Below are 26,626 nucleotides of genomic sequence, written 5' to 3' on the forward strand. Positions count from 1 at the left end.
TTACACCCGTCGGCCGGTATGCGGATGCGGCTGAACGTCAATGCCCTGGCCGGCCAGGAACTCGGCCGGTCCGACCTGATCGAAAAAGATGGATGGACCCACCATCTGCCGCTTGGGTGCCGACAAGGCGCAACGCACCTCGAAGTCGCCCATGTCACGGGATCGGGGAATGATGAGGGGCTCGATCGCGTCAATGCTCATCTCATCGGGGCAGCCGGGTTCGATTGCCGTGTTCCAACTCATGCGCGCCATCCTCTCCTGAGAGTCCAGAACACTCAATCTGGCGCGCGAACGTTTGCTGAACTAGCCCCGTGATTTAGCAAGCTGTGTCGCAGCAAGTGGAACATGCGGGCCGTGCCGCCGAAGCAGCCTTGCCCTCGAACGCAATTACCTGGCAAGGCATCGAAACGTTCGTGTCCTAGCGATCGTGCCCCCAAATATCCGGGTTCCGTCTGAAATACTCGATCAGCATCTCGGTGAGCACCCGCACTTTCCGCGTGGGATGCTGACCTGGCGGGCGTACGACATAGGCGGCCGCCGGAGGTACCGGATAGCTTGTCATGATCGGGGCCAGCGCGCCGGAGACCAGATATTCATGTGTGATGCAGCCCGGAAGCCAGGCGATGCCGAGTCCTGCCGCCGCCGCTGCGGCAAGCGCCGTGGCACTGTCGGCCTTGAACCTGCCCTGCGGCTGCACTGTAACAACCTTACCGCCATCCATGAATTGCCAGGCTTCCGTTCCCTGCATGAGCGCCTGATGGGTGACGAGGTCGTCTGGCGTCTCAGGTGAACCATGCGCTTCGATATAATCCGGACTTGCGACAAGCTTTCCATGGATCGGTCCGACGCGCTTCGCGATCAGGTTGGAGTCCTGAAGGTAACCAGCCCGGATCGCGCAATCGAACCCCTCTGTGATGAGATCGACGTGGCGATCACTGTAGGAGGTATGAATATGAAGCCGCGGGTGCAAGCGCGCCATTTCCGCAAGCACCGGGGCAAAATGGGTCGGGCCGAAGGTGAGCGGCATTGCCACCCTCAGGCGGCCACGAAGATCACCATTCGGAAGTATCGTTTCCCTGGCGGTGTCGATTTCGGCACTCGCCCGGGCTGCATGATCCCTGAAGGTGGTTCCCGCTTCGGTGAGCGCGGCACCGCGGGTCGTTCGGGCAAGTAACTGGACACCGAGTTCCGCTTCGATCCGAAAGAGCCGCCTACTGACAATTGACTTGGAGACTCCGAGCCGGCGCGCGGCGGCGGAGACGCCTCCGGTATCGGCCACCGCGACGAAGGTCTGCAAATCTTCAATGTTCATAACAGTGTTCCCCGTTTCGCGACACAGCTAGCTGCACTATGGCACTATCGCGGCATGACTGGGAACGGCAAATTGTGCCCAGGCAACGTCACCACCGAAAGGTGCCTGTCATCAAATCCAATGCTGCTTACAACAGCAGGAAAGGAAGTTGTAATGGCTTTTCTGAGCGGGGTTCATTCGATTCCGTAGAAGCTGATCTCGGGAACGCTAATCCATCCGTTCGGGAAAGTTCGAATCCTCTGAGGCATCGGCGGAATATACGAGGCTGCTCATGAGCAGCTCTGTCGGGCCCTCGCTCCTGTGGCACGGAAGCTGCTTACAGAACGTAAGAATTGCAAGGAATCAAAATGGAAATTGGTATCGATAGTTTTGCCGCCATTCTGCCCGATCCGATGACGGACAAGCTCCCATCGGCAACTGAGCGTATGGCCGATCTTATCGAGGAAGTCGAACTTGCAGACCGGGTGGGACTCGACGTGTTCGGAATTGGCGAGCACCATCGCGCCGAGTTTCTGGATTCGGCACCCCCAATCATCCTGGCAGCGGCAGCGGCGCGCACCGGTAAAATCCGGCTAACGAGTGCAGTGACGGTTTTGAGCGCCGCCGACCCCGTGCGGGTCTTTCAGGAGTTCTCAACCCTTGATCTGATTTCCGGCGGCCGTGCCGAAATCATCGTCGGACGCGGTTCATTCGGCGAAGCCTTCTCGTTATTCGGACTGGATACCGGGGCCTATGACGAGCTTTTCGCGGAGAAGCTGGAGCTGTTTCTGAAGCTTCGCGAGACAACCAATGTATCGTGGAGTGGCCGCTTCCGCCCGGCGCTTGACGGTCAAGGCGTTTACCCGCGCCCACACCAGCCACAACTGCCCCTCTGGATCGGCGTTGGCGGGACGCCACAATCCTTCGCCCGCGCAGGTGCGCTCGGCCTTCCGCTGATGGTGGCGATCATTGGCGGAACCTATGAGCGGTTTCGCCCGCTCGTCGATCTTTATCGTGCGGCCGGCATGCGCGCGGGGCATGGTCCCGAGAAGCTCAAGGTGGGCGTTCATGCGATGGGCTTTGTTGGCGAGACCGACGCTGCGGCTAAGGACGCCTTCTTCCCTGGCTGGGCGCATCTGACGGCAAAGGTCGGGCGCGAACGTGGCTGGTCGCCCCCGACGCGTGAGCAGTTTGAAGTTATGGCCAGCCCTCAAGGCGCCTTCCTGGTCGGTGATCCGGCGACGGTTGCGGAGAAGGTGCTTCGGGCCAGCCAGGCGCTGGGTGGCCTCTCGCGCATTACCTTCCAAATGAGCACCGCTTCCGTCCAAACGGAGGCAATGAAGCATTCAATCGACCTTCTCGGCGCCGAAGTCGCGCCCATCATCCGAGCTGCTGTGTCGCAAACATGAGGATCCGCGCCGGTGCTTGTTACCAAATTCGCGAAACGGGCGAATCCCCCTATCTGACGGGAGCGGAAGGTTTGCGAGCCCTAGGCTACGTGGCAGCCGAAATCACAGACGCCACGACTGACATCCGTCGGCGTATGCCGAATGCCTGTCTGAGAAACGTCAAGGAGAGACATCATGTGGGGCAGCAGCCGACTGCTCCTTCAACCCGTTCGGGAGCCGCACTGATGCTTGGGCTTCCAGCGAGCGGATTCGCGCTGTGGCCTCTTCTGTAGCAAGTTTTATCCGCCCTTTCGCAAATCCGAACAAGGTCGAACAGCAGTATAAGGAACAATCATGCCCACACTCTACTATGCCCTGGGCGCCTGCTCGCTGGCACCGCACATCGTTCTCGAATGGATCGGCGTGCCCTACGAAGCAGTAAAGGTGCAGTATGGCTCCAATGAGCTTCTTGCCGTCAACCCGGCTGGCGCCGTGCCGACTTTTCGTGAGGACGATGGCTGGATTCTGACGCAGGCTGGCGCGATCCTGGATTATTTGGCGCACAAGCACCCCGAGGCTGGACTTGCCGGCGGCGATGGCCAACGCACCAAGGCCGAGGCACATCGTTGGTCTGCTTTCCTAACTTCAGACGTTCATGCCGCGTTCTGGCCGGTTTTCATGCCTTTTCGCTATACAATCGATGAAAGCGTACCGGCCCGGCAGGCGGTAGTCGATGCCGGACATAAGCTGATTAAAAGGCAGTTCGGCATTCTTGACCGCCATCTCGAGGGGCGAGAATATATCCTCGACGGGGGCCGCTCAGTGATCGATGCTTATGCCTTCCCGATGATCCGCTGGGCGACAAAGCTCCTGCCGGGCGGCTTGGAGGGATACCCGAACGTGCAGACGCTGCATGATAGACTGGCTGCCGATCCGGCAGTGCAAAAAGTGCTTGCGCGTGAGGCGCGCGGTTAACAGCATTATGGCTCGTCGCGTCCTCCATCAGCGAGTTGTTCACGGACCGATCCCTCTACTTTCTTTCGGGTGTTGCCGCAAAAAAATGACGGCTCTCTGGTCAGTAGTCGATCATCGGGGGTAATCGCTTCATACTCGTGTTCCTATCTGAACTCGCCTGTCCGCCGTTCTGTTCAGGTGCCCAAGGACAAGGCATGACGAACAGATGACCCAAAGCGAAGTAATAGTGCAGGAACTGCAGCGAGTTGCGCACTCCATCTCCCACCCGCGGAGTCGGGTGTCAATCAACCTCTTAATTGAGAGTTTGTTGAGCCTGTTTCTTGCCCATCCCGGGATCACGGTCTTTTCCAAGGTCATGGCCACATGTTGATGTTCGAGTCGGGGATGCCAAGATGATGTATGCAACATCGCTGGGTCTGAGCATCGTTGACGACGGACCCCTCTACAAAACACTACTGTGGCAATCTTCCTCGAAGCTCGCTCGGCCGGAATGGGTTTGCCCTTGGCATGGTGAATACGTCTACACCCAGATAGGTGATTCCGAGGATGACACGTAAAAGCGAACCGCGGATTTCCTGCTGACAAGGGCAGCATCACATGCCTTAGATGCCCCGAGAAATCATACGGTGGATCGATAATCGGGGACTGCCAGTGTTCGCTACACCACCATCCCGGATCCACGCGCAGCAGTGAAGGGGGCGACGCAGCAACTGAAGCTCAACCCTCTGCCATGGCTTCGACCGAAATTGAGATGACAACCTCGTCAGAGACGGCCGGGACGTACATTCCCAGTTCGAAATCGCTGCGTTTCAGCGTGGTGGTCGCGTCAAAGCCCAGCCAAGGCTTGTTCTCCATCGGATGATTCCCCTGCTGGTTCAGGACGGTATCCAGAACCGTTTCCCTGGTGATCCCGTTCAGGGTCAGATCGCCGGTGACGAGCGCCGTGTTATCGCCGGTCACCTCGATCGCGGTCGAGACGAAGGTCACGGTTGGGTCGCTGTCCCGGCCACCGAAGAAATCGCCGGATAAGAAATGCTTGTCGCGCCCGTCATCACCGGTCATCAGAGAAGAAACCGGAAAGCTGGCCTGGACCGAGGAATTCTCAGGCTCTTCAGTGGCGAAGCGGATGGTACCCTCAATCCCGCTGAACATGCCCGTAGTGGTCGAGAAGCCCAGATGCTCATAGGTGAAGACGATCTGGCTATGCGATGTGTCGAAGACATAGGATTGCGGCTCGGCCAGAACGGCACCGGCGGCAAGGGCAAAGGCAACGGTCAATGCAGTGGTTTTGATCATCAAAGTCTCCTTGGCTGCGGGGAAAGCATGGGCGATAGCATCGTTTTCGGACTGCTTCGAATACGGGATTCGAACACTGGGCACGGCCCCGGAATAGAATACTGTCTCCTGTAGCCATGAAAGTTATTGAGATTGGATCTCGAGCTACGATTGAGCGAGGACATCCTGCCATTCCGGATGTCGCCCGATCTGTGCTTTCGCAAACGGGCAAAGCGGGACGATAGTGATCCCTTCACGACGGGCATCCTCGACCGCCTGTCGCACCAGTCGCTCGCCGATCTTCCGACCCCGCAACACTGTCGGAACTTCCGTATGGTCGATGATGATCATTCCTTCGCCGGCCCTGCTGTAGGTCATCTCGGCCTCGGCGCCATCGATGACCATTATGTAACGACCTTTCGATGCGCTGTCCTCCCGTTCAACCCTTTCAGTGGTCGGAGGTGAGACTGGGTCCGGCTGCCCGGCGTTATGTGGCCGTGCCTGGCCTCGCCGCCCCGGCATGCAGTCCAGCAGCTCGCGGTCCCATCCTCCGAGATCGGCTGTGGCCTCGTAAGTCGATACGAGAAACTTCATGAGCACCGCGCCGGGATCGGGAGCCGACTGCACAGCATCGTAGGGCAAGATGAATTCCGACAGGCTTTCGTTCCAATAGGCGGACTCCGGTCGGACCAACGCACCGCGGAAGCCCTTCGGTTCTGGATAGGCGTAGGCGTAGAATGCAGGAAAATCTATACCGCCCCCACCGGGCCAGAAGCCTGCTGACGATACCTCACGATCATAGGCTTCGTGCGTCAAGTGATCGGGCAATGTCGGAATGCCGCCAGGATGGAGAGGGGCACGTCGTCCTGAAAAGCGGGTCACCGCCATATCGAAACCACCCCAGAACAGGTGTGCGGGGCTGGACTTGCCGAGAAAGGAGGACCGGAATTCCTTGAACACCCTGTCGACCGCCAGCAACGCGTGATGAAAACGTTGAACGGCATCGCGGTCATAGGGCCGATCGCGATGATCTTCAATGAACGGCACCGGGAATGGCATCTCATTCGGCTGGCCGCTGAAGGTTGGCGTACCACCAAGGTCGGAAACAAGCTGAAGGAAATTCGCATGGAACGCCGCAACTGTGGACGGCCCGAGCGCGAAGTTTGCCGCGCGACCGTCGCCACTCGTGCCCCGAACCTCATGGTTCTGGAAATCGAACTGGATTTCGATGCCGGGGCCGTCGGGGATCAGCGAGGATGTCAGCCCCCATGGCGTGACATAGAAGGTCGCGTTCCAAGAATGGTTGAGCCACGGCGTATGGGCCAGGCGATATTTACCCACGATCTGCGAATAGAGGTGCAGGGCGGAGCAGGTGTCGCGCCAGCCGAGATAGTCGAGTTGGGGCCAATTGTTGTTCATTTCCACGTCTTTCATTCAGCAGCCATGCGGATGCCGACCATGCCTCTGCATCAAGCGATTACCGCAGTGAGGGCCGGCGGGTCGGCGCCAGTCAGTCCGGTAGTGGAATATGCTCGTCCCGGTCGTCGACGGGAAGGTCAAAGCGTCCCCTGCCCCAGTTCTGCGCGCGCCATTCGGCCTTGGCCTCTTCGATGCGCTCCTTCGAAGACGCCACGAAATTCCACCAGATGAAACGAGGCCCCGGAAGGGTCGCGCCGCCAAGGATCATCAGCCTTGCACCTCTGCTGCCAGCCGCGACAGTGATCTTGTCACCGGGACGAAAGACCATCATCCGAGACGCTTCGTATTCCTGGCCAGCGACAGAGATCGAGCCCTCGACGATATAGATGCCGCGATCTTCATGATTGTCCGGCATCGGCAGCCTGCGGCCTGCTTCAAGCGTCACATCGGCGTAGAATGTTTCCGAGAACATCGTCGCAGGCGCCGTTTCACCATAGGCGTTCCCGAGAATGAGCCGGACCGAGACGCCACGGTCCTCGATCACCGGCAGGACCGTTTTGCCATGATGCTCGAACATGGGCGCCATGTCCTCATCCTTGTCGGGTAGCGCCAGCCAGGTCTGGATTCCGAACAGGCTGTTGGGGCCGCTGCGGGCAGTCGCAGTCGTGCGCTCCGAATGGGACACACCGCGCCCGGCGACCATCCAGTTCAGCTCGCCGGGGCGAATGATCTGGTCGGCTCCGGTGCTGTCCCGGTGATGGAAGTCACCGCGAAACAGGTAGGTGACTGTGCCCAGGCCAGTATGCGGATGCGGCCGAACATCGACGCCCTGGCCGGTGAGGAATTCGGCTGGTCCGGCCTGATCAAAAAAGATGAATGGCCCCACCATCTGCCGCTTGGGCGCTGGCAAGGCGCGACGTACCTCAAAGCCGCCCAAGTCACGGGACCGGGGAATGATGAGGGTTTCGATCGCCTCGATGCCTACCTCGTCGGGACAGCCTGGTTCGATTGCCGGGTTCCAGCTCATGGATGTCTTCCTCTTCCTGTTCTCAGGTGGTCGTAGCGACTGGGCTCGGTTTCATCCGGGGCATGTGGACCGAGAGTACGTACCTGGCGTTATGGCGCGCCACCATGGAGGTGGCTAGCCTCGCCATGTGCTCAACTGTGTTGCGTCAAATGGAACGTCGACCGATGGTTAGCCACCTGCATTCGGGCGACCGTCGCGGACGCACAAATCCTCAACGCAAAATGCAGAGGCCGCGTACCCGAAGCCGCGCATTCTCTCTAAACTGCTCGATCGGGATGTCGATTATGTTCCGCATTTTTCGCGTAGGATGCTGGCCGGGAGGACGAACGTCATATGCCCTGCCGGCAGGGACGGTTCGCACATTGTGATCAGAACTGTACGCCGGCCGATACCCAGTCACGGGTGAGACAATCCGAAGGATAGCCGACCCACCACCGCATTGTTCCCCAAATTGCGACACAGCTAACCGCGGTGCGGCACTATCGAAGCTTGAATGAGAACGGCAGATTGCGCCTAGGCAACGTCATCGCTGACGGGTGCCTGTCATCAAACCCAATGCCGCTTACAACAGCAGGAAAGGAAGTCGTAATGGCTTTTCGCAACGGCCTCGATTCGCTTCTTCGCCCCGAAGACTCGGTCCTCGTTCTGATTGATCACCAGCCCTATCAGCTCGCAAACCTGAACAGCCACGATCCGCAAGCTGTGGTCAACTACACGACCGCGCTGGCAAAGCTGGCCAAGGCCTTCGATGTTCCGACCATTCTCACCAGCGTGATCGCAGGGCGTGGTGGACTTCTCTTCAAGCAGATCACCGACGTCTTTCCGGACCAGGAAGTCATCGATCGCACCTGGGTGAATACCTGGCAGGACGAAAATGTGGTGAACGTCGTCAAGGCGACCGGCCGCAAGCAGTTGATCATCGCCGGGCTGTGGACCGAGGTCTGCGTCGCAATGCCTGTGATCCAGGCTGCCGGCGAAGGCTGGGATGTGACCGTTATCACCGACGCGTCGGGCGGGATTTCGAAAGAGTCTCACGAAGTCGCTATCCAGCGCATGATCGCGGCCGGCGCGAACGTGATGACCGTGATGGCGCTAGCTGGCGAATGGCAACGTGATTGGGCGCGCACCGGGCATGTCGAGGAACTGACCGAGATTCTCATCCAGCACTTCAGCGGCAGCGGCATCGCCTATCTTTGGGAGCAGCAGTTGCTGAATACGCCGGTGCCAGACGCCAAAGGCTGATCTGAAAAGCGATGACGGGGCAAGGATAAGCGCTAGAGCTATCTGGAGATGGCCATGCCTCGTCATTCTTTTGCTACCGGTAAAATTTCGTGCGAGCGGGAATTGAAGCGATGAGGACAGGATTTGTACCCGCTGTTCCTGGCTGGCCTGAAATTTTCCTGGGCCTGGTCAGCATTTTCGTTGTCGCTATCGGAGGCGGCATTGGTCTGGTTCGGCTAAATCTTGACCCGGTGGTGCTCGGTCTGATCTTGACTGCACTTTCGGGCGTTGGTGGTATGGCCGGATTCTTTGCGGCTTTCCTGCTGCGTATCCGGTGCTGGGCCGCTTTTGGTGTGCGTCGCGCGACCTGGCGCTGGATCGCGGCTGGTGCCGGAATCGGTGTGCTTGCCTTCTTCGCGAAAAGCCTTGCCATCCTCGCCTATGCCTCTCTCACCGGGGACAATCGGACGATACAGGACGTCTATGCGACCGGAGCAAGCGGTGGTGTCTGGACCATGATCGCCGCTACCTTTTTCCTGAGCATCGTCACCCCGATCGGCGAGGAGTTTCTGTTTCGGGGGGTGATCACGACCGCGCTGCTTCGATACGGCGCTTTCATCGGAGTGGGCGGTGGCACGCTCATCTTCGCGATTTTCCATGGCATCAATATGGTGTTCTCGGCGGCTGTCGTAGCCGGTCTGGCAGCCGGAGAAGTATTCCGCCGAAGCGGTTCGATCTGGCCCGCCGTGACTGTGCATTTCGTTATCAATCTGCCGACCATACCTCTCATGATCCTGACGGGCACCGGCACATGATCGGGCTCCGGATCGTTTCGAGAGGCGGATGGGCTGCATTTGATCCGCCAACATCTTTGAGGCCTATAGGTGCGCGATGGAATTCTCTTCATATCTTACCTTCGCCCTGGTCAGCGCAGCCCAGAGCGCGACACCAGGCCCGTCCACCTTGTTGCTCGTAAACAACTCTCTCACCTTTGGGTGGTGTCGCGCCCTTGCCGCGTTAAGCGGCGATCTTCTTGCAATCGCGCTGTTGGCCATTTTTTCGGCCATCGGTCTGGGAGCCTTGCTCGTCGCCTATCCCGCAGTTTTCCTTGCCCTGCGTCTTGCGGGCGCGTTCTATATCATCTGGCTGGGCTGGGGGCAGCTACGTTCTTCCTCGCCGAAAAAGGCAGCGGCGGTCATGAATATGGCGGACGGGGGAGCCGGGCTGCTGGTTTGGCTCCGCTCGTTCGGTGTGGGCATCAGCAATCCAAAGGCCGTCCTGTTCTTCGCTGCTCTGTTTCCCCAGTTCGTTCCGGCAGGAAGTGGCCCATCCATCCTCGCCCTCTTGGTTTCAACCTTCGTGGGCGTGAAACTTGTCGTCCTTGCCGGTTACGCACTTGGAGCCAGACATATCGCACGGCTGCTGCGACAGCCCGAGCATGCGAAGCGCGGCCGAATATTGACCGGGATCATACTCCTGATCTTTGGAGGGCTGATGATCTGGTCTGCATTGACGGGCTCATAAAGTGGAACGGCCGGTTTCTAGCATCACATCCCACACCGCCGAACCCTGATATTTCAAAGGAGCAATCAAGAAAATGCCTATGGATCGTTTCCCGATCGGATTGGAAATGGACGTCACCTATCCGGACTTCCGGGTCAGCCTGACGCTCATGTCAATTTCGCAATTGAAATTCGAGATCAAGGACGGAAGGTTTGCTAGAACCGATACCGTCGATATTCAGGTCGTACCACTCGGCAATAGTATCTTCGCCGTCAGTTGGCAGGAAAAGGACGGGGCAACTGTAACGAACGTCCAGGACTATGACCGCGGCGTGATCCATTCGTTCGCCACTCTGCCTGATGGGAGGTTTCTCCGAATGACCGGAACAATTGCAATCGCCCGTCCTGCCGATCATATTTCCGACGATCGCCCCCACCGCAACAAGGCGCTGGTGCTGGATGCGATGACCTCCCTCTTTCAGCGTCACGATGCCTCGGCGGTCGAACGCCTCTATGCCGACGATTACATCCAGCACAATCCAAACATTCCTCAAGGGCGGGACGCCTTGCAGGATATCGTCGAGTCGCTGTCATCTTCCGTCTACTACGAGCCGGGACTGATCATCGCTGAAGGCGATCTCGTTGCGATTCATGGACGTATTCGCGGCTGGGCGGACCAGCCGCAGATCGCGGCTGACATCTTCCGGGTCGAGCGGGGCAAGCTGATCGAACATTGGGACGTCTTACAGAACGAAGTGCCGGTTAAAACCGGCATAGCCGGTCTTTCGATGTTCGATCCCGGGGAAAGAGGCGATCGCACCAGGAGATGACGGGGTGGCGGCAATCAGGCGTCCGAAGCATTCCAAGCGGGTGCAGAATTCCGTGGTGTTGACCAAGAAACGATCCGGTCACGGTAGAAGAGTGTCAATGCCTCAAAACACATTCAGAAAGGCGAATTGATGGCTGAAGCGAGCCTTGGGCAAATGATCGGACCTGCGGTTGTCCTGATGGGGGTTGCCGTCGTTGCGGTGCCGTTGTTTCGAAGGCTCGGGCTCGGGTCGGTCCTGGGCTATTTCGCTGCCGGTCTGCTGGTAGGCCCATCAGTGCTGGGCCTGTTCTCCGATGCCCAGTCCATTCTGCATTTCTCCGAGCTTGGGGTGGTCATGTTCCTGTTCGTGATCGGATTGGAATTGCGTCCTCGCAAGCTGTGGTCAATGCGTGGCCAGATCTTTGGTCTCGGTCTTGTACAGGTCGGCCTTGCGATTGCCGTCCTTGCACTGACCAGCGCGACAATCTTTAAGCTGTCGGTGCCGGTCGCTTTCATAGCCGGGGCCGGTTTCGTCCTTTCCTCGACCGCTGTCATCATGTCGGTGTTGCAGGACCGGGGCGAGACCGCCAGCAGTGAAGGTCAGAAATCGGTGGCGATCCTCCTGTTCGAGGATTTGATGATCGTGCCGCTACTGGCGGTGGTGGCTTTCCTGTCGCCAGTCTCGCACACACAAGGAGGATGGGCGGAAATCGTGGTCGCGGTTGCGGCGCTGCTGGCGCTTCTGGGGACGTCGCGCTGGGGCCTGAACCCGTTTTTCGCCCTGCTGGCGAGGACCAGAACACGAGAGGTCCTGACGGCTGGCGCATTGCTGGTGGTTCTCGGCGCGGCGCTCCTGATGGACGCCGTCGGCCTGTCGATGGCAATGGGTGCGTTCCTTGCCGGGGTAATGCTGTCAAATTCGAGCTACCGTCACCAGATCGAGAGCGATATCGAGCCATTTCGTGGCCTGCTCATGGGACTGTTTTTTCTCGCCATCGGCATGTCACTTGATCTTTCCATCGTTGCGGCCGAATGGCGCCTTGTGCTGTCCATGCTGGTTGCGTTCACTATTGCCAAAGGTGTCGTGGTCTATTCGGTTGCGCGTTTTCTGGGCAGCTCCAACCATCAAGCCCTGCACAGAACATCGATGTTTTTGCAGGGCGGAGAATTCGCCTTCGTGCTCTATGCTGCGGCAATGTCGGGCGATGTGATCGGTTCGCGGGAAAACGCCCTGTTCGCCACCATCGTGATCCTGTCCATGGCTTTGACGCCTTTGCTCATGATCGCAGCCGACCGTCTGTTACGCACCGAGGTCTCGATGGAGGGCATCGACACCGCCCGCGATCTCAGAGGACGGATCCTTCTCATCGGCTTCGGCCGCTTCGGTCAGATCGCCTCGCAGCCCCTGTTATCCCGGGGGATCGATCTGACGGTGATCGACAGGGATCCTGCCCGGATCCGCGATGCGGGACGATATGGTTTCAAGGTCTATTTCGGTGACGGTGTCCGGCTGGATGTTCTGCGCCAGTCCGGTGCGCGAGAAGCGGATGCAATCATGGTTTGCATCGACGATCCGAAGGACGCGATGCGGATCGTGGAACTGGCACTGCATGAATTTCCGCAGGCAAGCCTTCTGGTGCGAAGTTATGACCGCGGGCATGCGGTCGAACTGATCCGTGCGGGCGTCGAGTATCAGATCCGCGAAACTGTTGAATCTGCTTACTTGATGGGAGCCGAAGGCCTTCGCGTGCTGGGCTTTGCGGAAGTCGATGTCGAGGAAGCGACCGCAGACATCCGTCAGCGTGATGCCGAACGCCTGTCCGAACAGGTGCAGGGTGATGCGATGTCGGGCCGCGACAGGCTCCATATCCGGCCTGCCCCGGAGCCGCTGAGCGGACCATCGGCGTCCAAATAGGCCAATGAGCGGCAAAAATTTTGAAGCAGAAGGGAACAGACCATGAAAGCGGCGGTCTATGACAAATGCGGTGTGCCAGAGGTTCTGACCTACAAGGATGTTCCCGACCCCTGCCTGGGCGCGTCGGATGTCCTGATCGATGTCGAGGCGATCTCGATTGAAGGCGGTGATCTTATCAACAGGCGCCTGACACCACCACTGGAGCCCGGTTACATCGTCGGGTATGCCTCTGCTGGAACCGTCATTGCGGTGGGCGACAAAGTCACCGAACGCAAGCCGGGCGACCGGGTTACGGGCTTCGCAAGCGACGGGTCACATGCCGCACTGCGTGCCGTTCCCGAAAACCAGACATGGATTGTTCCGGACGGCGTCGGTTTTGCCGAAGCTGCCGCTCTGCCGATTTCATTTGGCACGGCCCATCACTGCCTTTTCGCACGCGGCGCGCTGCAGACCGGTGAGACGGTGCTGGTTCAGGCAGCAGCCGGAGGCGTGGGACTTGCGGCAATCCAGCTTGCGAAACATGCCGGTGCAAAGGTCATCGCGGTCTCGAGCGGATCAGGCAGATTGCCGAAATTGCAATCGATTGATGTGGATCACGTGATCGACCATCGCAACGACGATGTCGCTGAAACCGTGCTTGAGCTGACTGACGGTGCTGGAGCCAACCTTATCGTTGATCCCGTCGGTGCGACATTAACTGTCTCGCTGAAGGCGCTCGCACAGGATGGTCGGCTCGTGTTCGTCGGCAATGCCGGAGGAGGCGACCTCACCCTCGACCTTTGGCCCGCACTTCAGGCGAACCAGTCGCTGTTCGGCGTCTTCATGGGCACGAAACTCATCGAGCGGCAGGTCAGAGCCACGGTGGACAGCTTGCTTTCGCAGATAGCTGAGGCAAAGCTCAAGGTTTTCCTGGACAAGCGATTTCCGCTAGCTTCAGCGGCCAAGGCTCATGACTACGCCGAGCGCTGCAGACCGTTCGGGAGGGTCATAATGCAACCGTGACACCTTGTCCGTGATCTGATCCAGACAAGATCTCCGGCCTGACGATGAAACCTGTACGCGACGTCTGGAATTTGCGTCCCCCCGATCTCTGAGCAGACCGCAGTCAATCTTTCCAGTTTGTGTATCAGCACAGCATTCTTGTGGCGGCCATTCATGACATGGCGGCAAAAAAACTCGCGGAACTCATGGACCATCCTTTGGCTGGACGGTCCGCTCGGTGTGACAACTCCCATGAAGGGCCCGGCACGGCCCGCTATTGCAAAGCAACTTCGTTTTGACTTGCCTGAAGTGCGGAGAGAAGTCGAGGCATGCCGGGACCCTTGAGCCAGTCTTTGAGGTTGAAGAGTTTTCCGAATTCCTTGCTCAGAGCAGGGATGTCCGTGTTTCCGGCCGCCCGACCCCCGTCGAACAGTTCCGCATTCCGCCTGAGGAACGTGTTTTTCTCGAGCAGGGCATCGGGAAAGCGACGATACGTGATAGGCTGTCCAGCGGCCCCGGTCATGGCGCTCTGTATCTCGATGCCGGTCAACTCATCTCCCGCGATAGAGATGGTCTGGCCGGAATAGCGCTCGGTATTCCCGAGGACAGCGGCGACGATTTTTCCAATATCCTGACTGGCGATCAACTCCACGGGTTGCTCCAGGTGCAAGAAGAACGAAATCGTGCCCTTATCCAGTCCCATTCCCGAAAGTGTCAGCAGTTCCATGAAGGTCGACGGCCTTATGATGGTACTCGCGATATCCGAGCGACGGACATGATCCTCGATCTCCAGCTTGCAATCGAGATTTTCCAGCCCGGTCGGCCCCTTGCCGAGGATGCTCGCCGATGAGTAAACAAGATGCTGCACGCCGGAATCCACGGCGAGATTCACCACGCTTTTACCGAACCGCACCTCTTCGTCATTTGTAATATCCGAGTTGGCGCTGCCCGAATTCGGTTGAACGCTGAAGACACCGTGGGCACCGGCCATGGCGGCCCGGATCGACGCAGGATCAAAGAGGTTGCCCCGAAACAGTGTAACGCCATTGGCCGCCAGATCCCGCGCTGCGTCGCTGTCGAGATTGCGAACCTGAAAGATACCAGATTGCATGGGGTACCCATTCCCCTGTTTAGATTCTGGTGCAGATCGATGGCACAGCGCAATCGCCCGCGGAACGGCATCCGAAATTCGATCAAGTGTTCCGCCATCGGCGACACAGCTTCTCGCGAAGGGGCACTATCGCTTCGCGTATCGGAGTGGCATCTACGCCTCAGGGCGACGCATCGGCACAGCAGCACACAACTGAAAGGACGGGTAACGTGAAGCGCGTATCCTTCAAAAACAAGTCCACATTGTAGCCGAGCTTCATCTGCCGGAAGGATAGGATAGTGCCCGGTTTATTTCCCTCTTCTCGACGGAACAGTCGTCGCTTCAGTGGAACGATCGACTCAGCGGCCTTGAAAAGCCATCCGTCGACGTTCCCCGCTTCGCAACACAGCTTGGCCCGTCTCGACACTACCAGAGCCTCACCGCGGACATTGGCTTCGTGACCAGATCGTCGAGTGGGTTTTTCATCCTGCGCGAGGCGCGTGGGCACATGAACATGAAATACAGGAAAAGGATCAGCACATGATTGATCTCAATGGAAAGCGTGCACTGGTTACCGGAGGATCGCGGGGCATCGGCGCCGCGATTACCTTGGCGCTGGCCGAGAACGGCGCCGACGTCGCGTTCACATATCAGCACTCGGCCGAGAAGGCTGACGCGGTGGCCAAATCCATTGAAAGCACGGGGCGGCGCGCAGTCGCCATCCGAGCCGACAGCGCCGACCCGGAGGCCATCACGCGATCGGTAATCGACGCCGTCTCGGCGCTCGGCGGGCTGGACATTCTCGTCAATAGCGCAGCCATCGGACACGCCGGAACGATTGCCGACATTGAGGTGAATGACTATCAGACCTTGATGGATGTCAATGTTCGCGCGCCGGTGCTGTTCGCGAAAGCAGTCATTCCGCATCTCGCGCAAGGGGGACGCATCGTTACCATCGGTTCAGCTCTGGGTGAGCGGGTCCCGTTTCCGGGTATCACGGCCTATGCGATGTCCAAAGCCGCGCTCACCTCCTTCACTCGCGGCCTTTCCCGCGAATTGGGTCCGAACGGTATCACCGTGAACCTCGTGCAGCCCGGGGCGACGGACACGGATGCGAATCCGGCGAATGGCGTGGCTGCCGAATTTCAGCGAGGCCTGACGTCGCTGGGGCGCTACGGCGAGCCGCACGAAATCGCGAATGCTGTCGTTTTTCTCGCCAGTCCGGCTGCCAGCGTAATTACGGGCGCTATCCTGACCGCTGACGGGGGTGCAATCGCCTGATCGAGGTCAAGCTCTCCGGCAGGGAAATTGTCTGCTCCGTCTTCAGTGTCATCGAGCGTCGCACGGTGCCATCGCGAGCTGATCAGGCAGATCCGGCATCGCCCCTCGCGGGCAGCAAATCCGTCAAGCGATCGAGGCCCATAACAGTGGACGCTTTGTCGCCCTCGCTACGGGAAAGTGTTCGCTACGTCACCAAAGCGCGGGTGGTCGACGTCTATCGCACTAAATCCGCCACTCGGAACAACTACGGAGTGAGGCAATGTCTCCCATATCTACCGCAGGCGTCCCGCTTACCCGCCGCGATGCACTGATCACGGCCTCGGCACTTGCCGCAAATTTCGCCTTTCCGCTGGGCCCAGCGAATGCCGCGGGGCCTGCCATCCCAGACCTTTCAGAAGGAGAACAGATCATGGGCTTTGTCACGACCAAGGATGACGTACAGATTTTCTACAAGGATTGGGGCCCCCGGGATGCCCGACCCGTTGTTTTTCATCATGGCTGGCCGCTCAGTTCCGACGACTGGGACGCGCAGATGCTCTTTTTCCTGTCGAAGGGCTACCGCGTCGTCGCACATGACCGGCGTGGCCACGGGCGATCCGAGCAGGTCGCCGAGGGCCACGATATCGATCATTACGCGGCTGACGCCTTTGCGGTTGCCGAGGCGCTCGACCTGAAGAACGCGGTTCACATCGGACATTCCACCGGTGGCGGTGAGGTGGCCCGTTATGTGGCCAAATTCGGCGAGCCCGCGGGCCGGGTGGCAAAGGTCGTTCTCGTTGCCGCCATTCCGCCGCTGATGCTGAAAACCGCGGACAACCCCGAGGGTACGCCGAAGGAGGTTTTCGACGGCTTTCGGACGGCGCTGACCAGCAACCGTGCGCAGTTTTTCCGCGATGTCCCCTCGGGGCCATTCTACGGCTTCAACCGCGAAGGTGCCACGGTCCATGAGGGCGTCATCCAGAACTGGTGGCGGCAGGGCATGATGGGTAGTGCCAAGGCCCATTACGACGGCATCAAGGCTTTCTCGGAAACCGACCAGACCAAGGATCTCAAGGCAATCACCGTTCCGACACTGGTGCTGCATGGCGAGGATGATCAAGTTGTTCCAATCGCCGCCGCCGCTTTGAAGGCAGTCAAGCTGCTATCCAACGGCACGCTGAAGACCTATCCCGGTTTCTCGCATGGAATGCTGACGGTGAATGCGGATGTGCTGAACGAAGATATCCTGGCGTTCATAGAAAACTAGGGTTTGTAGAATGGGGAATCCGATCCCGTCCCACGGCTCAAACCGGGTGATCGCCTAACCGCCCTTGCCGCGCCGTCGTCCGGCGAACGGCAGCAATTGTCTTAGCCTGGGCAGATAAACTTAAGCGCACGGGTGACCCGAACCCGTTCCCGAACACATATGTGGGCGGCAAAGGAAGCGGGGCAGTTTCCACATCTGCACAGGCTATGCGGAACAGGTTCGTATGACCGGATCATGCATCGCTCCGGATACTCGCAATAATTCATAAAGGAATGAACCGATGCCCATTCACAAATTCACCATTGCCGACGCATCGCTGAAACGCTCACCCGGGCAGGATGGCGACATCTTCACCGGTAATCTTCTCGATCAGCGTCACGGTGGTCCGGTTACCATCGGTTTCGGTCGTTATGGGCCAAACCAGACTCTGGAGGAAACGATGGCCGTCCACGACACCATGGTGGTCCTGGAAGGAAAGATCACTGTTTCCGACAATCAGATGTCGGTAACAGCGGGTCCCGGAGAGATTATCGCGATGCAAAAAGGCGACAAGGTGACGATATGTTCTCATGAGGAAGGGACTGTGACAGCCTACGTTACCTATCCTCATTGGCAGCAGCCAGACACATGATCTCACAAGGTCGCATGGCGCTAGTCTTTGGACAGATGAGCATTATGCAAGGAGAGGTCGGGCGGGCTGACTGTCCGGCCTTCTGACTGAAGGTATAGGCAGAGGCCTCTACCGTTAAAGCCGGTTGGGTTGGTTTTCATGTGCGGCATGAGGTGAAGCGGCGCAACCCGCACGGAACAGGCCAGCCAACAGTGTGAACGTGGCGAAAACCAGCACCGCCGGTCCGGCCCCGAAACTGGTGAGAAGCAGGCCGAATACGGGTGCGCCGGCGGTTTGCCCCACCGCGATCGTAAGGAAGCCGATCATCAGCCCGGTCGCGGGGCGGTCATGCAAAACACGTAGACCCCAGATGAGATAGACCCCTGTGAGCATCACATAGGCTCCTCCGAAGACAGCGCCCCCGATCAGGACAAGTGTGGGCGTCGCAAGCGTGGAGTCGAGAATGAGAATGCTGACGGCCATCAGCACCAGAAAGATACAGTGAACGAAGTTCAGCCCGAAACGGGCGACCAGCTTTCCCGCCCAAGCTCCGGCGATCCCACCGGTGCCAACGCAAATCCAGAGAAAACCCAGTCCCGTCACATCCCATCCCAGGCGCTCCGACACGAGTTGTCCACCGAAGGTCCACCATGCCGTGCTCGCGGCGCCCATCAGGAACGCCGCAGTAATCAAGCGGAGCATGGGCGTATTCAAGGGCGGGAGTCCGGCCGGTTTTCCGCTACCGCGTGCAGCGGGCAGCGAGATCGCGGCGGCAAGCGCCAAAATCGCAGCGACGGCAGCGAATGCTGCGAAGGCGAGCCGCCATTGCCCTGCCATTCCGAGTGCGACCGGGCCGGACAGGGCCACACCCGCGCTCGTTCCCGCATTGATTACCGTATTCGTTCCGTCCTGTCGCACGGGTCGCACGCCGGCGGCCACAGCCGCAGCCATAGGCGGAGAGGCCAGTCCCGTGCTTAACCCCGCCACAATCACCGCAGCCGCTAAAATAACGGGCGTGGGGGCCAGCGCGATGCCCACCATGCCCAAGCCCGCAACAAGGGCTGCACTGACCGCAACAGCTTTTGCGCCGATCCGCTCAGTCAGTGCGGCCGAGGCGACGATTGCGGCGCAGTATCCCGCGAAGGCGCCACCGGAGATCATCCCGCTCAAGGTTGGGCCGAGGCCGAGGTCGTCATCGATCGACGGCAGGAAAAGCCCAAAGGCAAAGCGGGCGAAACCGTAGCAGACGGCAATCAACCCGAAGCCCACCGCGCCGATTCTGACAGCCGGGCTCACGACCGTGCTCGTGCAACCAGGATCGCTGCTGCGCTGCGCGCAGCCGTGAGAGCGTCCAGCCCCCTGTAGATCGCCGCATGAATTGCCCCCTCGCACAGGACCAGCACCTGATTGGCCAGAACCGGGTTCTCCTGCCCGAGATCTGTCGCGACGATTTCCTGCACGCGTGTGGCAAATGCGGTCTTATGCGCCTTTATCGCCTCGGATATCTCCGGCGTGCTGCCGCCTGTTTCACCCTGAACGCGCAAAAACAGACAGCCGCGTTGCCCCTCTACCTGAAGCCATTCCTCCAGTGCGGCAAATAGCGCATCCACGCTTTCCACCTCGATCCGGTGCATGAAGCGCTGGCCCCGGTGTGCAAGCACCGCCGCCATGAGTTGGGTTTTGCTGCCAGCATGCTTGTAAAGCGTTCTGCTCGACATGTCGGCGGCTTCGGTCAGCCGATCCATCCCGGTTGCTATGTAGCCATGCCGGTCAAACAGCTCTTCAGCGGTAGCAATCAGTCGAGATGTCTTGTCGATATCGTGTATCATTTCAGGATTCACGCAAATGTAAAACGTTCGTTTTACATATATATGTGCGTAGAAAAAATGCAACCAGATCTGCTCAATCTGAATGGTACCAATGGGTAGGTCGCCGGTATTATAGTGTTTTGCCGGGTCTTTCTGCCCCGGCAAATTGCTTGATAATATGCCTTGCGATTACGCCAGAATTGCAGTGACGCGAATTTCAATACGCATGGTGGGCAGGCCGAGGGCTTCGACCCCGGTCTGGGTCCAGATCGGAGCGCGGTCCGGCATATGGTAACGGTACAGGCGCGTGATGGTTTCGTTGACCACAGCCGGGAAGCCGCCAACGTGATAGGAATTGACGTGAACGACATCCTTCCAGCTTGCGCCGGCCGTGGCCAGCGTACGCTCAACATTCTCGAAGGCCTGTTTGATTTCTGCCTCAATGGAATCCGGGATTTCGAGATCGTCATTCCATCCGCCCTGGCCGGATATCTCGATGCGATCACCAATTTTGAGTGCCTGCGAATAATGCAAGAGGTCGTACAATTTCGGCCCGTATCCGGGAGTTACGAAGAGTTCAGGTTTTGACATGATTCGGTCCTGTGAGTTGGAGTTGACATTATTAGCGTACGCTCCGTATGTTAAATATTCGCATACGTGGCGTATGTCAATTAACATACGCTCCGTATGCAAAATGAGTCGATATAGCCACCTCACGAATGGATGGAAGAGAGAAACTTGCCCGGGTTTACGCCTTCGGAACATTCAATTCGGGCAACGCGCTCACCATCCTCCTCGGACGAAACGCAGGCAGCGTGCCAAGCGTATGAATTGGCGGGGTGCGGGCCCGTTCACCCGTACCGTTCAGGCGAGTGGCTAGGGATGAGAAGTCTTGCCGTCGTGCTGGGGAAGCGTCGTCGATAACCCCCCGGAGGCAAGGCATTCAAATGCAGAGACCGCTTTCGGCAGGGTCGACTGCGGCTCGGTGCTGGCGGCCACCCAAAGCGCCGCGTTGAGCGCCATACCATTGAGAAGACGTGCCAGTGCCTCGATATCCACCGGCTTGATCTGTCCTTCCTGCGCCAGGCGCTCAAGCGTTGATATGGTCGCCTGAAGGCAGCGCCCCTGGCTTGGCCATTGGGATGGATCGCCGAGAACTGACGGGCCATCCAACAGCACGATGCGTTGCACTTCCGGTTGCAGCGCCATCTCGATATACGCGGCACCTTCGGCCATCAGACCGTCCCATCCACCTCCCGCCTTGAGACCGGCCGCTTTTGCTTTCTCTGCCATCGCGGTGTCGATCTGATCTACGACCGCTGCAAGCAATCCCCGCTTGTCGCCGAAATTGTGATAAAGAGCGCCGCGAGTGAGTCCAACCTCGGCGGTCAGATCATCCATGGACGCTGAGGCATAGCCTTTTTCCGCAAATGCCTTGCGACCGGCGCGGATCAGCTTCGCGCGTGTTTCCTCCACCATCTCCGCCCGTGTCTTCGCCGGCATTCTTTTCCTTCTCCATGAAGCCCTGCATTGCATGGCAAGCCGAATACGCCATAGGCATACGCAGCGTATATGAGCGGCCTGATGAAATCCAGACCTGGTCAAGGGAGTAGGGCTTGCGGGCACACAGGTATCGCAAATTCCCGCGAACGATAGGCCTCTGTTTCCCTGCAACCAAGCCGGCTGCAGATTCTCAAGACTCACTGCACCCGATCACAATAAAGGGGCGCTATACTGTGTCAGTTTTTCAATCGGCCACGCTCCTCGGTTGCTTCCTTCGTGGCATACCACCTCCGATCTGGCTCAAAGGTTGACAGACTACGGTGACGACACAAGCGATAACCAGCCGTGCCAACGTTGCTGGGAGCTGCCCAGGATTGGCAAAACCCGCATCGAGCCTATCGATCAGTACCAGGCTCTGGGCGGCGTCGAGGAACTCGCAGCGATGGAACTGGCAGATCAGGACCTCATTCACCTCGCCGCTCCATTGTTCAAACCGCGGCCCGATCTTCGCGCGCATCATAGCTGCGCTGGCAGTTTTGAATCGCATCGATGTTCTCGACAGTCCAGTCGAACAGGATCGAGAACGGCTCTTGCAGCGATCGCCCAAGCGGCGTCAGCGCATACTCAACGCCGAGCACGCGCCCATCCAGAACCCTGCGCGTCACCATGCCGTTGCGCTCAAGCTTGCGCAGCGTCTGGGTCAGCACGCGTTGGGTGACGCCATCGAGGCGGCGCTTGATCGCATTGAAGCGTTGGGGCTCGCTGAGCACCGCAAGCACCATCATGGACCACTTGTCGGCAATCTGATCGAGGATCACTCGGCTTGGACAGTCGGCACGGTAGATCGGGTCATTTTCTCTTGTTGGTTCATCCATCGGTATCCTCCGGTATCCCTGGGATGCTACAGGTGCGTAATTGACGCCAAGTATCCAATGAATACTTAAGGTCAATGGCGCGAAGCACCAGCGCCAGAGCTTCCCGAAGAACAGAGACTTTACATATGACCGACACAGATTTCAGCCGGCTTCGAATTTCCAAATTGGACGGCATCGCGACGATCACCATCAACAATCCTCCGGTCAACGTTCTCGATGTCCCCTTGATGAGCGAGATACACTGCTTTCTTCTCTCCGTTCGCGATGATCCCGACACGCGCGTGCTGGTTTTCCAGAGCGCGGATCCGGAGTTCTTCATTGCCCATGTCGACATGACATTGATAGACGAACCACATGCCTTCGACGATTTTGTTCGCGAGGCTCCGGAAGGCCTTAACCCGTTCCAGGCGTTCGGCGAACTTCTGCGTGAACAGCCGCAGGTGACGATCGTCAAGCTCGCCGGGCTGGCGCGAGGCGGCGGAGCGGAGTTCGTCGCGGCGGCCGACATGACATTTGCTGCCGAGGGTCGAGCGGGACTTGCCCAATGCGAGGCGTTGATGGGCATCACGCCGGGCGGCGGCGCCACCCAGTATCTGTCATCACGGATGACGCGCGGCCGCGCCCTCGAAGTGATCCTTGGCGCCGATCTCATCGATGCCACAACGGCGGAACGATATGGATGGATCAACCGGGCAGTGCCAGCCTCGGAGCTTGATGGCTTCGTCGACCGGCTGGCGCGCAACATTGCAGCGTTGCCCGAAGGCGTCATCGCCGCCGCCAAAAAGGCGGTGCCTCCCATAAACCTGCGGGAAGGCTTTCGCCGTGAGCACGACGCCTGGGCGGGGCTGTTCGTACGCCCTGCAGCCGAGAAGCTCATCCGGGGTGGGCTTGAGGCAGGTGCACAGACCAAGGAAGGGGAGCGAAATCTGGAATGTCTCCTCCGCAGCTTGGAGACTTGACACTGCGCTGTTGTTTCTTGCCACTGGATTTACGGTGCTGACTGTAAACACTTATATCGGTGGCGGCTTTCCGATCACGCTATCTAGCGGATAGAGAAGTGCTGGAATGGGGTGGAAACCTGCCAGGCAACTTTTGGGAATGGTCCTTTCAGGCGCCCTCGTAGCAACCCGGGCTATTTCGGCTTTGTGACGCCATAACGCAGGCCATCCAGCAGCAGCTTGACCATGCGTTCGATGTGTTCCGCCCCATCGTCCCCGGAAGCCACGGCGAGATTCCCGATCGCGCGCAGCAGATCATAGGGTGCAATGTCGGCACGGATTTCGCCAGCAGAGACAGCTGCATTCATTAGCATCGACAAGGCGGGCTCGAACCGGCTTCGGAAATAATCCGGCAAGGTGGCAAATGCCGAATCGCCGGAATGGAGCGCGGCGGCCAACCCCTGCTTGGTGGCCAGGAAGCGCGTGTAGAGCATCAGCCAGGCCGCCAGTGCCTCAGCAGGAGCCCGCTCGATGGCAAGCGGCCCAGCAGCATGGGCACAGGCATCGACCTCGCGGCGGAACACCGCTGCCACCAGATCTGCTCGGGTCGGAAAACGGCGGTAGAGCGTGGCCAGACCAACACCTGCTTGTGAGGCGATCTCCCGGATAGGCGCATCAACCCCCGAACGGGCGAAAACGATCTTCGCGGCTTCCAGAACCGCTTCCTCGTTTCTGCGGGCATCGGCGCGCAGTCGCGGTGCGGGCGTCTCGGCATCGCCTTTAGTCTTTGAGGTGATCTCGACCGCATTCCTGGATTTGGACAACGCCAATTTGCTATCTCCTCTTGATAATCGGATCATTGATCCGTATATAGGCGAACCGGATCGATGATCCGATTTTTAGTTAGGAGGTTCTCAGCCCCATGTCCAGTGCATTCACTGAAGCCCGCGCACAAGCCGCTGACTTTCCTGCCATTGTCTCCATCGCTCCCATCACCCTGCCCTCCCCTGGACGGGGCGTTGACTTGCATGTACGGGTTTCTGCGCCGATCATGGGCAACGCACTACCCGTCATCATCTTCTCGCACGGCAACGGACAGTCACTTTACGCTTATGGCCCCCTCGCTGATTATTGGGCGGCACACGGCTTTGTCGTGATCCAGCCGACGCATCTGGACTCGCGGATGCTCGGCCTTGCCCCGGACGATCCTCGTCGCCCGCAGCTCTGGCGCTTTCGCGAGGAAGACCTTGCAGCCGTTCTCGATGGGCTCGATCGCATCGAGAGCGAGGCACCGATGATCCGGGGAAGGCTGGATCACTCAAGCATCGCGGTTGCTGGCCATTCATGGGGTGGGCAGGCCGCCGGTACCTTGCTCGGTGCCACCCATCCCGATCCTGACAATGGATCGATGGTCAACAGAAAGGATACCCGCATCAAGGCGGGCGTGCTGCTCGCGGCGCCAGGCAGTGGCAACGACTTGACCGAGCATGCAGCCCGCACCTTCCCGTTCATGTACCCTGACTTCTCAGCCATGGCGGCACCGACCCTGATCATCGTGGGCGATCGTGACATGGGCAGGCTTTCGACGCGTGGCCCGGGTTGGTGGCGCGATGCCTACGATCTAAGCCCTTCGCCCAAGGCGTTGTTCACAGCCTTTGGTGGCGAGCATGCTCTTGGCGGCATACCCGGCTACGAAGCGCGCGAGACGACGGATGAACGACCCCAGCGGGTCGCTGCTATCCAACGCCTTTCAACCGCCTTCCTCCGCAGTTCGCTCTACCCCGGCAACCCTGCCTGGGCGGATGCAGTCGCCACGCTCGCCGCCGACGCCATGCCGGAAGGCAGCGTCGAGACAAAATGAGCCCTACGCCTGTACCGGCTTCTTCCGATACCGGCAGTTGGCAGCGGCAGGTTTGCCATATCTGCCCGATGCAAGTCAGCGGGTGAGAGGCATGCAGCGGGAGCTGTGCATGTTTGGACGTGCCCCGCGGCTCCACGATCACCAGTCGGTCAGTCGCAATGTTGGCGGGACGGAACACCCGGAAATCCTCGTCAATCGCCAGCCTCGAATGCCGCGTGACGATAGCAAGGTCAATTTCCGACCGCACCAGCATCCGCGCCGCCATATCTTGATTGGCGATCCGAGGCGCGAAATAGACGCCGGGCAGCTTGTGCGAGAGCCATTCCTTGAACTGCGGAAACACCGCCACGGTGGCGCTATGCGGCCTGACGATGGAAACGCCGCCCTCGTTCGAGCTCCAAGGGGCGGATTGCCCACGAAAAATGTCGATCTCGGACAGGATTTGCCGCGCCTTCGGCGCAAAATCCCCGCCCGCTTTGGTCAGGGTAAGGGACGGCTCCGCCGGTCTACCAGCGTTCGGCCAAGGTATTCTTCCAACCCACTCAGGGGTTTGCTCAGGTTCGATTGCGTGGTGTTTCGCTGATCGGCGGCCATCGTGAGGTTCAGCGTTTCCGCCACGCATAGAAAATCCCGCAACTGTTCGATGTTCATGCGCACACAACCGCCGTTTGCCTTGAAAACAAAGATCACCCGCGGGGAGCGCCCGTCAAGGCAACTTCAATTCAGGGCGCCCCTAGCCCTGAACAGAGCTTCCAGCAGACCAGCGCGGGCTATCATCGCTGGCGTTGTTTCAGGACGTTCACTGAAACGGACCAGCCGCGCGAAGACCACCTTGCGCTCATCCTTTTCTGCCCATCCGACATACCAACCAAAGGGCTGACCTTTCAGTAACTCCCCGTCCTCGCCAAACGGCATCCCCGCCCCCGTCTTGCCGTAGATGCGCCAGCCTCCCGGCTGCTCATCAAACACCAGCAGCTTCTTCGTCTGCTCGACTGCGGAAGGATCAATTGGTAGCTCTCCGTCGATCATGCGCCTCAGGAAAGCTACCTGCTCTGCCGGGGAAATCTGCAAGGACGAACTCAGCCAGGCATTGGTCAGCCCATTCGCCTTGCCCTTGTCGCCCGAAACGTCCTGGTTACCGTAGTCGAAAGCATCGACATAGGCCGCGAACCGTTCGGTGCCGAGCCTCTCGGTAGCTCGCTGCGAGAACCAAACCACTGAATCCCGCATCCAGCTTGCGGGTGTGGTGGCCTGCCGCCATTTCGGATTCCAGTCCGCATAGCCCTCTTTGAAAGGCCATTCTGGCTTGTCCGGCGCGACGAAGATCCCGCTGTCGAAGGCCATGAGGCTGATCGCAATTTTGAATGTCGAAGCCGCCGAAATCCGCTCGTCGCAGCTCCCATTGTGCACCAAGGGGACACTCGATCCTGCCTCCACGGCTACGGTGCAGACCACGCGCTCTTTCGCAGCAGCAGGAAGCGCCAGGGATAGCGTAATATCGAGTGAAAGGTCCAAGTCATCTTCCGACTGTTTCCGCAGTAGTTTGGAATGATTGAGGCGAGGCCCTAATGTCGTCTTCGGGCTCGGACCGGTTATTGCACCCGCCCATCGT

At 59.1% G+C, this 26,626-nt stretch carries 26 protein-coding genes and 1 pseudogene; 13 read left to right on the top strand and 14 right to left on the bottom strand.

The window, feature by feature from the left end; genetic code table 11:
• Positions 1-12: 12 nt before the first annotated feature.
• Positions 13-243 (bottom strand): annotated as a pseudogene (locus D3P04_RS21885) (pirin family protein); the annotation flags it as partial.
• Positions 244-418: 175 nt separating this feature from the next.
• Positions 419-1,312: a LysR family transcriptional regulator gene (locus tag D3P04_RS21890; RefSeq protein ID WP_119752009.1), complete on the bottom strand. Its 894-nt coding sequence runs from the start codon at positions 1,310-1,312 to the stop codon at positions 419-421.
• Positions 1,313-1,659: 347 nt separating this feature from the next.
• On the opposite strand from D3P04_RS21890, the gene D3P04_RS21895 reads away from it, so the two are divergent.
• On the top strand, positions 1,660-2,700 hold the full coding sequence (locus tag D3P04_RS21895) for an Atu2307/SP_0267 family LLM class monooxygenase (protein ID WP_119752010.1): 1,041 nt from the start codon (positions 1,660-1,662) through the stop codon (positions 2,698-2,700).
• Between the two features lie 333 nt (positions 2,701-3,033).
• Positions 3,034-3,654: a glutathione S-transferase family protein gene (locus tag D3P04_RS21900; protein ID WP_119752011.1), complete on the top strand. Its 621-nt coding sequence runs from the start codon at positions 3,034-3,036 to the stop codon at positions 3,652-3,654.
• Positions 3,655-4,371: 717 nt separating this feature from the next.
• On the opposite strand, the gene D3P04_RS21905 is transcribed toward D3P04_RS21900, so the two are convergent.
• The 3 genes from D3P04_RS21905 to D3P04_RS21915 form a co-directional block, all read right to left on the bottom strand.
• Complete coding sequence (locus D3P04_RS21905; protein ID WP_408634416.1) at positions 4,372-4,947, bottom strand: YceI family protein; 576 nt, start codon at positions 4,945-4,947, stop codon at positions 4,372-4,374.
• Between the two features lie 147 nt (positions 4,948-5,094).
• On the bottom strand, positions 5,095-6,363 hold the full coding sequence (locus tag D3P04_RS21910) for a DUF5996 family protein (RefSeq protein ID WP_333473112.1): 1,269 nt from the start codon (positions 6,361-6,363) through the stop codon (positions 5,095-5,097).
• A gap of 76 nt (positions 6,364-6,439) precedes the next feature.
• Complete coding sequence (locus tag D3P04_RS21915; protein WP_119752014.1) at positions 6,440-7,375, bottom strand: pirin family protein; 936 nt, start codon at positions 7,373-7,375, stop codon at positions 6,440-6,442.
• 588 nt (positions 7,376-7,963) lie between these two features.
• Between D3P04_RS21915 and D3P04_RS21920 the strand changes: the two genes are divergently transcribed.
• The 6 genes from D3P04_RS21920 (at position 7,964) to D3P04_RS21945 (ending at position 13,823) form a co-directional block, all read left to right on the top strand.
• Positions 7,964-8,617, top strand: a complete 654-nt coding sequence (locus tag D3P04_RS21920) for a hydrolase (protein WP_119752015.1) — start codon at positions 7,964-7,966, stop codon at positions 8,615-8,617.
• A gap of 275 nt (positions 8,618-8,892) precedes the next feature.
• Complete coding sequence (locus D3P04_RS21925; protein WP_220475391.1) at positions 8,893-9,411, top strand: CPBP family intramembrane glutamic endopeptidase; 519 nt, start codon at positions 8,893-8,895, stop codon at positions 9,409-9,411.
• Positions 9,412-9,487: 76 nt separating this feature from the next.
• A complete protein-coding gene (locus D3P04_RS21930; RefSeq protein WP_119752017.1) occupies positions 9,488-10,120 on the top strand; it encodes a LysE family translocator in 633 nt (210 codons plus the stop codon).
• 79 nt (positions 10,121-10,199) lie between these two features.
• On the top strand, positions 10,200-10,928 hold the full coding sequence (locus D3P04_RS23625) for a nuclear transport factor 2 family protein (RefSeq protein WP_220475392.1): 729 nt from the start codon (positions 10,200-10,202) through the stop codon (positions 10,926-10,928).
• A 129-nt stretch (positions 10,929-11,057) separates the two neighbouring features.
• Complete coding sequence (locus D3P04_RS21940; protein WP_182912967.1) at positions 11,058-12,821, top strand: monovalent cation:proton antiporter-2 (CPA2) family protein; 1,764 nt, start codon at positions 11,058-11,060, stop codon at positions 12,819-12,821.
• Between the two features lie 42 nt (positions 12,822-12,863).
• Positions 12,864-13,823, top strand: coding sequence for a quinone oxidoreductase family protein (locus tag D3P04_RS21945; RefSeq protein ID WP_119752019.1), 960 nt, complete (start codon positions 12,864-12,866; stop codon positions 13,821-13,823).
• 253 nt (positions 13,824-14,076) lie between these two features.
• On the opposite strand, the gene D3P04_RS21950 is transcribed toward D3P04_RS21945, so the two are convergent.
• A complete protein-coding gene (locus D3P04_RS21950; RefSeq protein WP_119752020.1) occupies positions 14,077-14,913 on the bottom strand; it encodes an NmrA family NAD(P)-binding protein in 837 nt (278 codons plus the stop codon).
• A 519-nt stretch (positions 14,914-15,432) separates the two neighbouring features.
• On the opposite strand from D3P04_RS21950, the gene D3P04_RS21955 reads away from it, so the two are divergent.
• The 3 genes from D3P04_RS21955 to D3P04_RS21965 all read left to right on the top strand — a co-directional run bounded on the left by D3P04_RS21955 (position 15,433) and on the right by D3P04_RS21965 (position 18,050).
• A complete protein-coding gene (locus D3P04_RS21955) occupies positions 15,433-16,173 on the top strand; it encodes an SDR family NAD(P)-dependent oxidoreductase (protein WP_119752021.1) in 741 nt (246 codons plus the stop codon).
• Between the two features lie 259 nt (positions 16,174-16,432).
• Positions 16,433-17,419: an alpha/beta fold hydrolase gene (locus tag D3P04_RS21960; RefSeq protein ID WP_119752022.1), complete on the top strand. Its 987-nt coding sequence runs from the start codon at positions 16,433-16,435 to the stop codon at positions 17,417-17,419.
• 280 nt (positions 17,420-17,699) lie between these two features.
• Positions 17,700-18,050, top strand: coding sequence for an ethanolamine utilization protein (locus tag D3P04_RS21965; RefSeq protein ID WP_119752023.1), 351 nt, complete (start codon positions 17,700-17,702; stop codon positions 18,048-18,050).
• A 114-nt stretch (positions 18,051-18,164) separates the two neighbouring features.
• Here D3P04_RS21965 and D3P04_RS21970 read toward each other — a convergent pair whose 3' ends face one another.
• The 5 genes from D3P04_RS21970 to D3P04_RS21995 form a co-directional block, all read right to left on the bottom strand.
• Entirely contained in the window at positions 18,165-19,325 is a 1,161-nt protein-coding gene (locus D3P04_RS21970; protein ID WP_119752024.1) for an MFS transporter, read from the bottom strand.
• Entirely contained in the window at positions 19,322-20,002 is a 681-nt protein-coding gene (locus D3P04_RS21975) for a TetR/AcrR family transcriptional regulator (RefSeq protein WP_232845128.1), read from the bottom strand. The genes D3P04_RS21970 and D3P04_RS21975 overlap by 4 nt, the downstream gene beginning before the upstream one ends.
• A 24-nt stretch (positions 20,003-20,026) precedes the next feature.
• Entirely contained in the window at positions 20,027-20,428 is a 402-nt protein-coding gene (locus D3P04_RS21980; protein ID WP_119752025.1) for a RidA family protein, read from the bottom strand.
• Between the two features lie 285 nt (positions 20,429-20,713).
• Positions 20,714-21,340 carry a TetR/AcrR family transcriptional regulator gene (locus D3P04_RS21985; protein WP_119752026.1) on the bottom strand — a complete coding sequence of 209 codons (627 nt, stop codon included), beginning with the start codon at positions 21,338-21,340 and terminating at the stop codon, positions 20,714-20,716.
• 488 nt (positions 21,341-21,828) lie between these two features.
• Positions 21,829-22,215: a winged helix-turn-helix transcriptional regulator gene (locus D3P04_RS21995; RefSeq protein ID WP_119752028.1), complete on the bottom strand. Its 387-nt coding sequence runs from the start codon at positions 22,213-22,215 to the stop codon at positions 21,829-21,831.
• A gap of 125 nt (positions 22,216-22,340) precedes the next feature.
• Here D3P04_RS21995 and D3P04_RS22000 point away from each other — a divergent pair, with 125 nt between their 5' ends.
• Entirely contained in the window at positions 22,341-23,174 is an 834-nt protein-coding gene (locus D3P04_RS22000) for an enoyl-CoA hydratase/isomerase family protein (protein ID WP_119752029.1), read from the top strand.
• A gap of 173 nt (positions 23,175-23,347) precedes the next feature.
• Here the strand turns inward: D3P04_RS22000 and D3P04_RS22005 are convergent, their stop codons facing one another.
• Positions 23,348-23,983, bottom strand: a complete 636-nt coding sequence (locus D3P04_RS22005; RefSeq protein ID WP_220475393.1) for a TetR/AcrR family transcriptional regulator — start codon at positions 23,981-23,983, stop codon at positions 23,348-23,350.
• Between the two features lie 92 nt (positions 23,984-24,075).
• Between D3P04_RS22005 and D3P04_RS22010 the strand changes: the two genes are divergently transcribed.
• Positions 24,076-25,014 (top strand): alpha/beta hydrolase family protein, encoded by a 939-nt coding sequence (locus D3P04_RS22010; protein ID WP_119752031.1) that lies wholly within the window; start codon positions 24,076-24,078, stop codon positions 25,012-25,014.
• 480 nt (positions 25,015-25,494) lie between these two features.
• Here the strand turns inward: D3P04_RS22010 and D3P04_RS22015 are convergent, their stop codons facing one another.
• A complete protein-coding gene (locus tag D3P04_RS22015) occupies positions 25,495-25,665 on the bottom strand; it encodes a helix-turn-helix domain-containing protein (RefSeq protein WP_119752032.1) in 171 nt (56 codons plus the stop codon).
• Between the two features lie 66 nt (positions 25,666-25,731).
• A complete protein-coding gene (blaOXA, locus tag D3P04_RS22020) occupies positions 25,732-26,529 on the bottom strand; it encodes a class D beta-lactamase (RefSeq protein WP_182912968.1) in 798 nt (265 codons plus the stop codon).
• Positions 26,530-26,626: the final 97 nt, after the last annotated feature.

The sequence above is a fragment of the Paracoccus onubensis genome (genome assembly GCF_003591515.1).
In the GTDB taxonomy this organism is placed as follows: domain Bacteria; phylum Pseudomonadota; class Alphaproteobacteria; order Rhodobacterales; family Rhodobacteraceae; genus Paracoccus; species Paracoccus onubensis.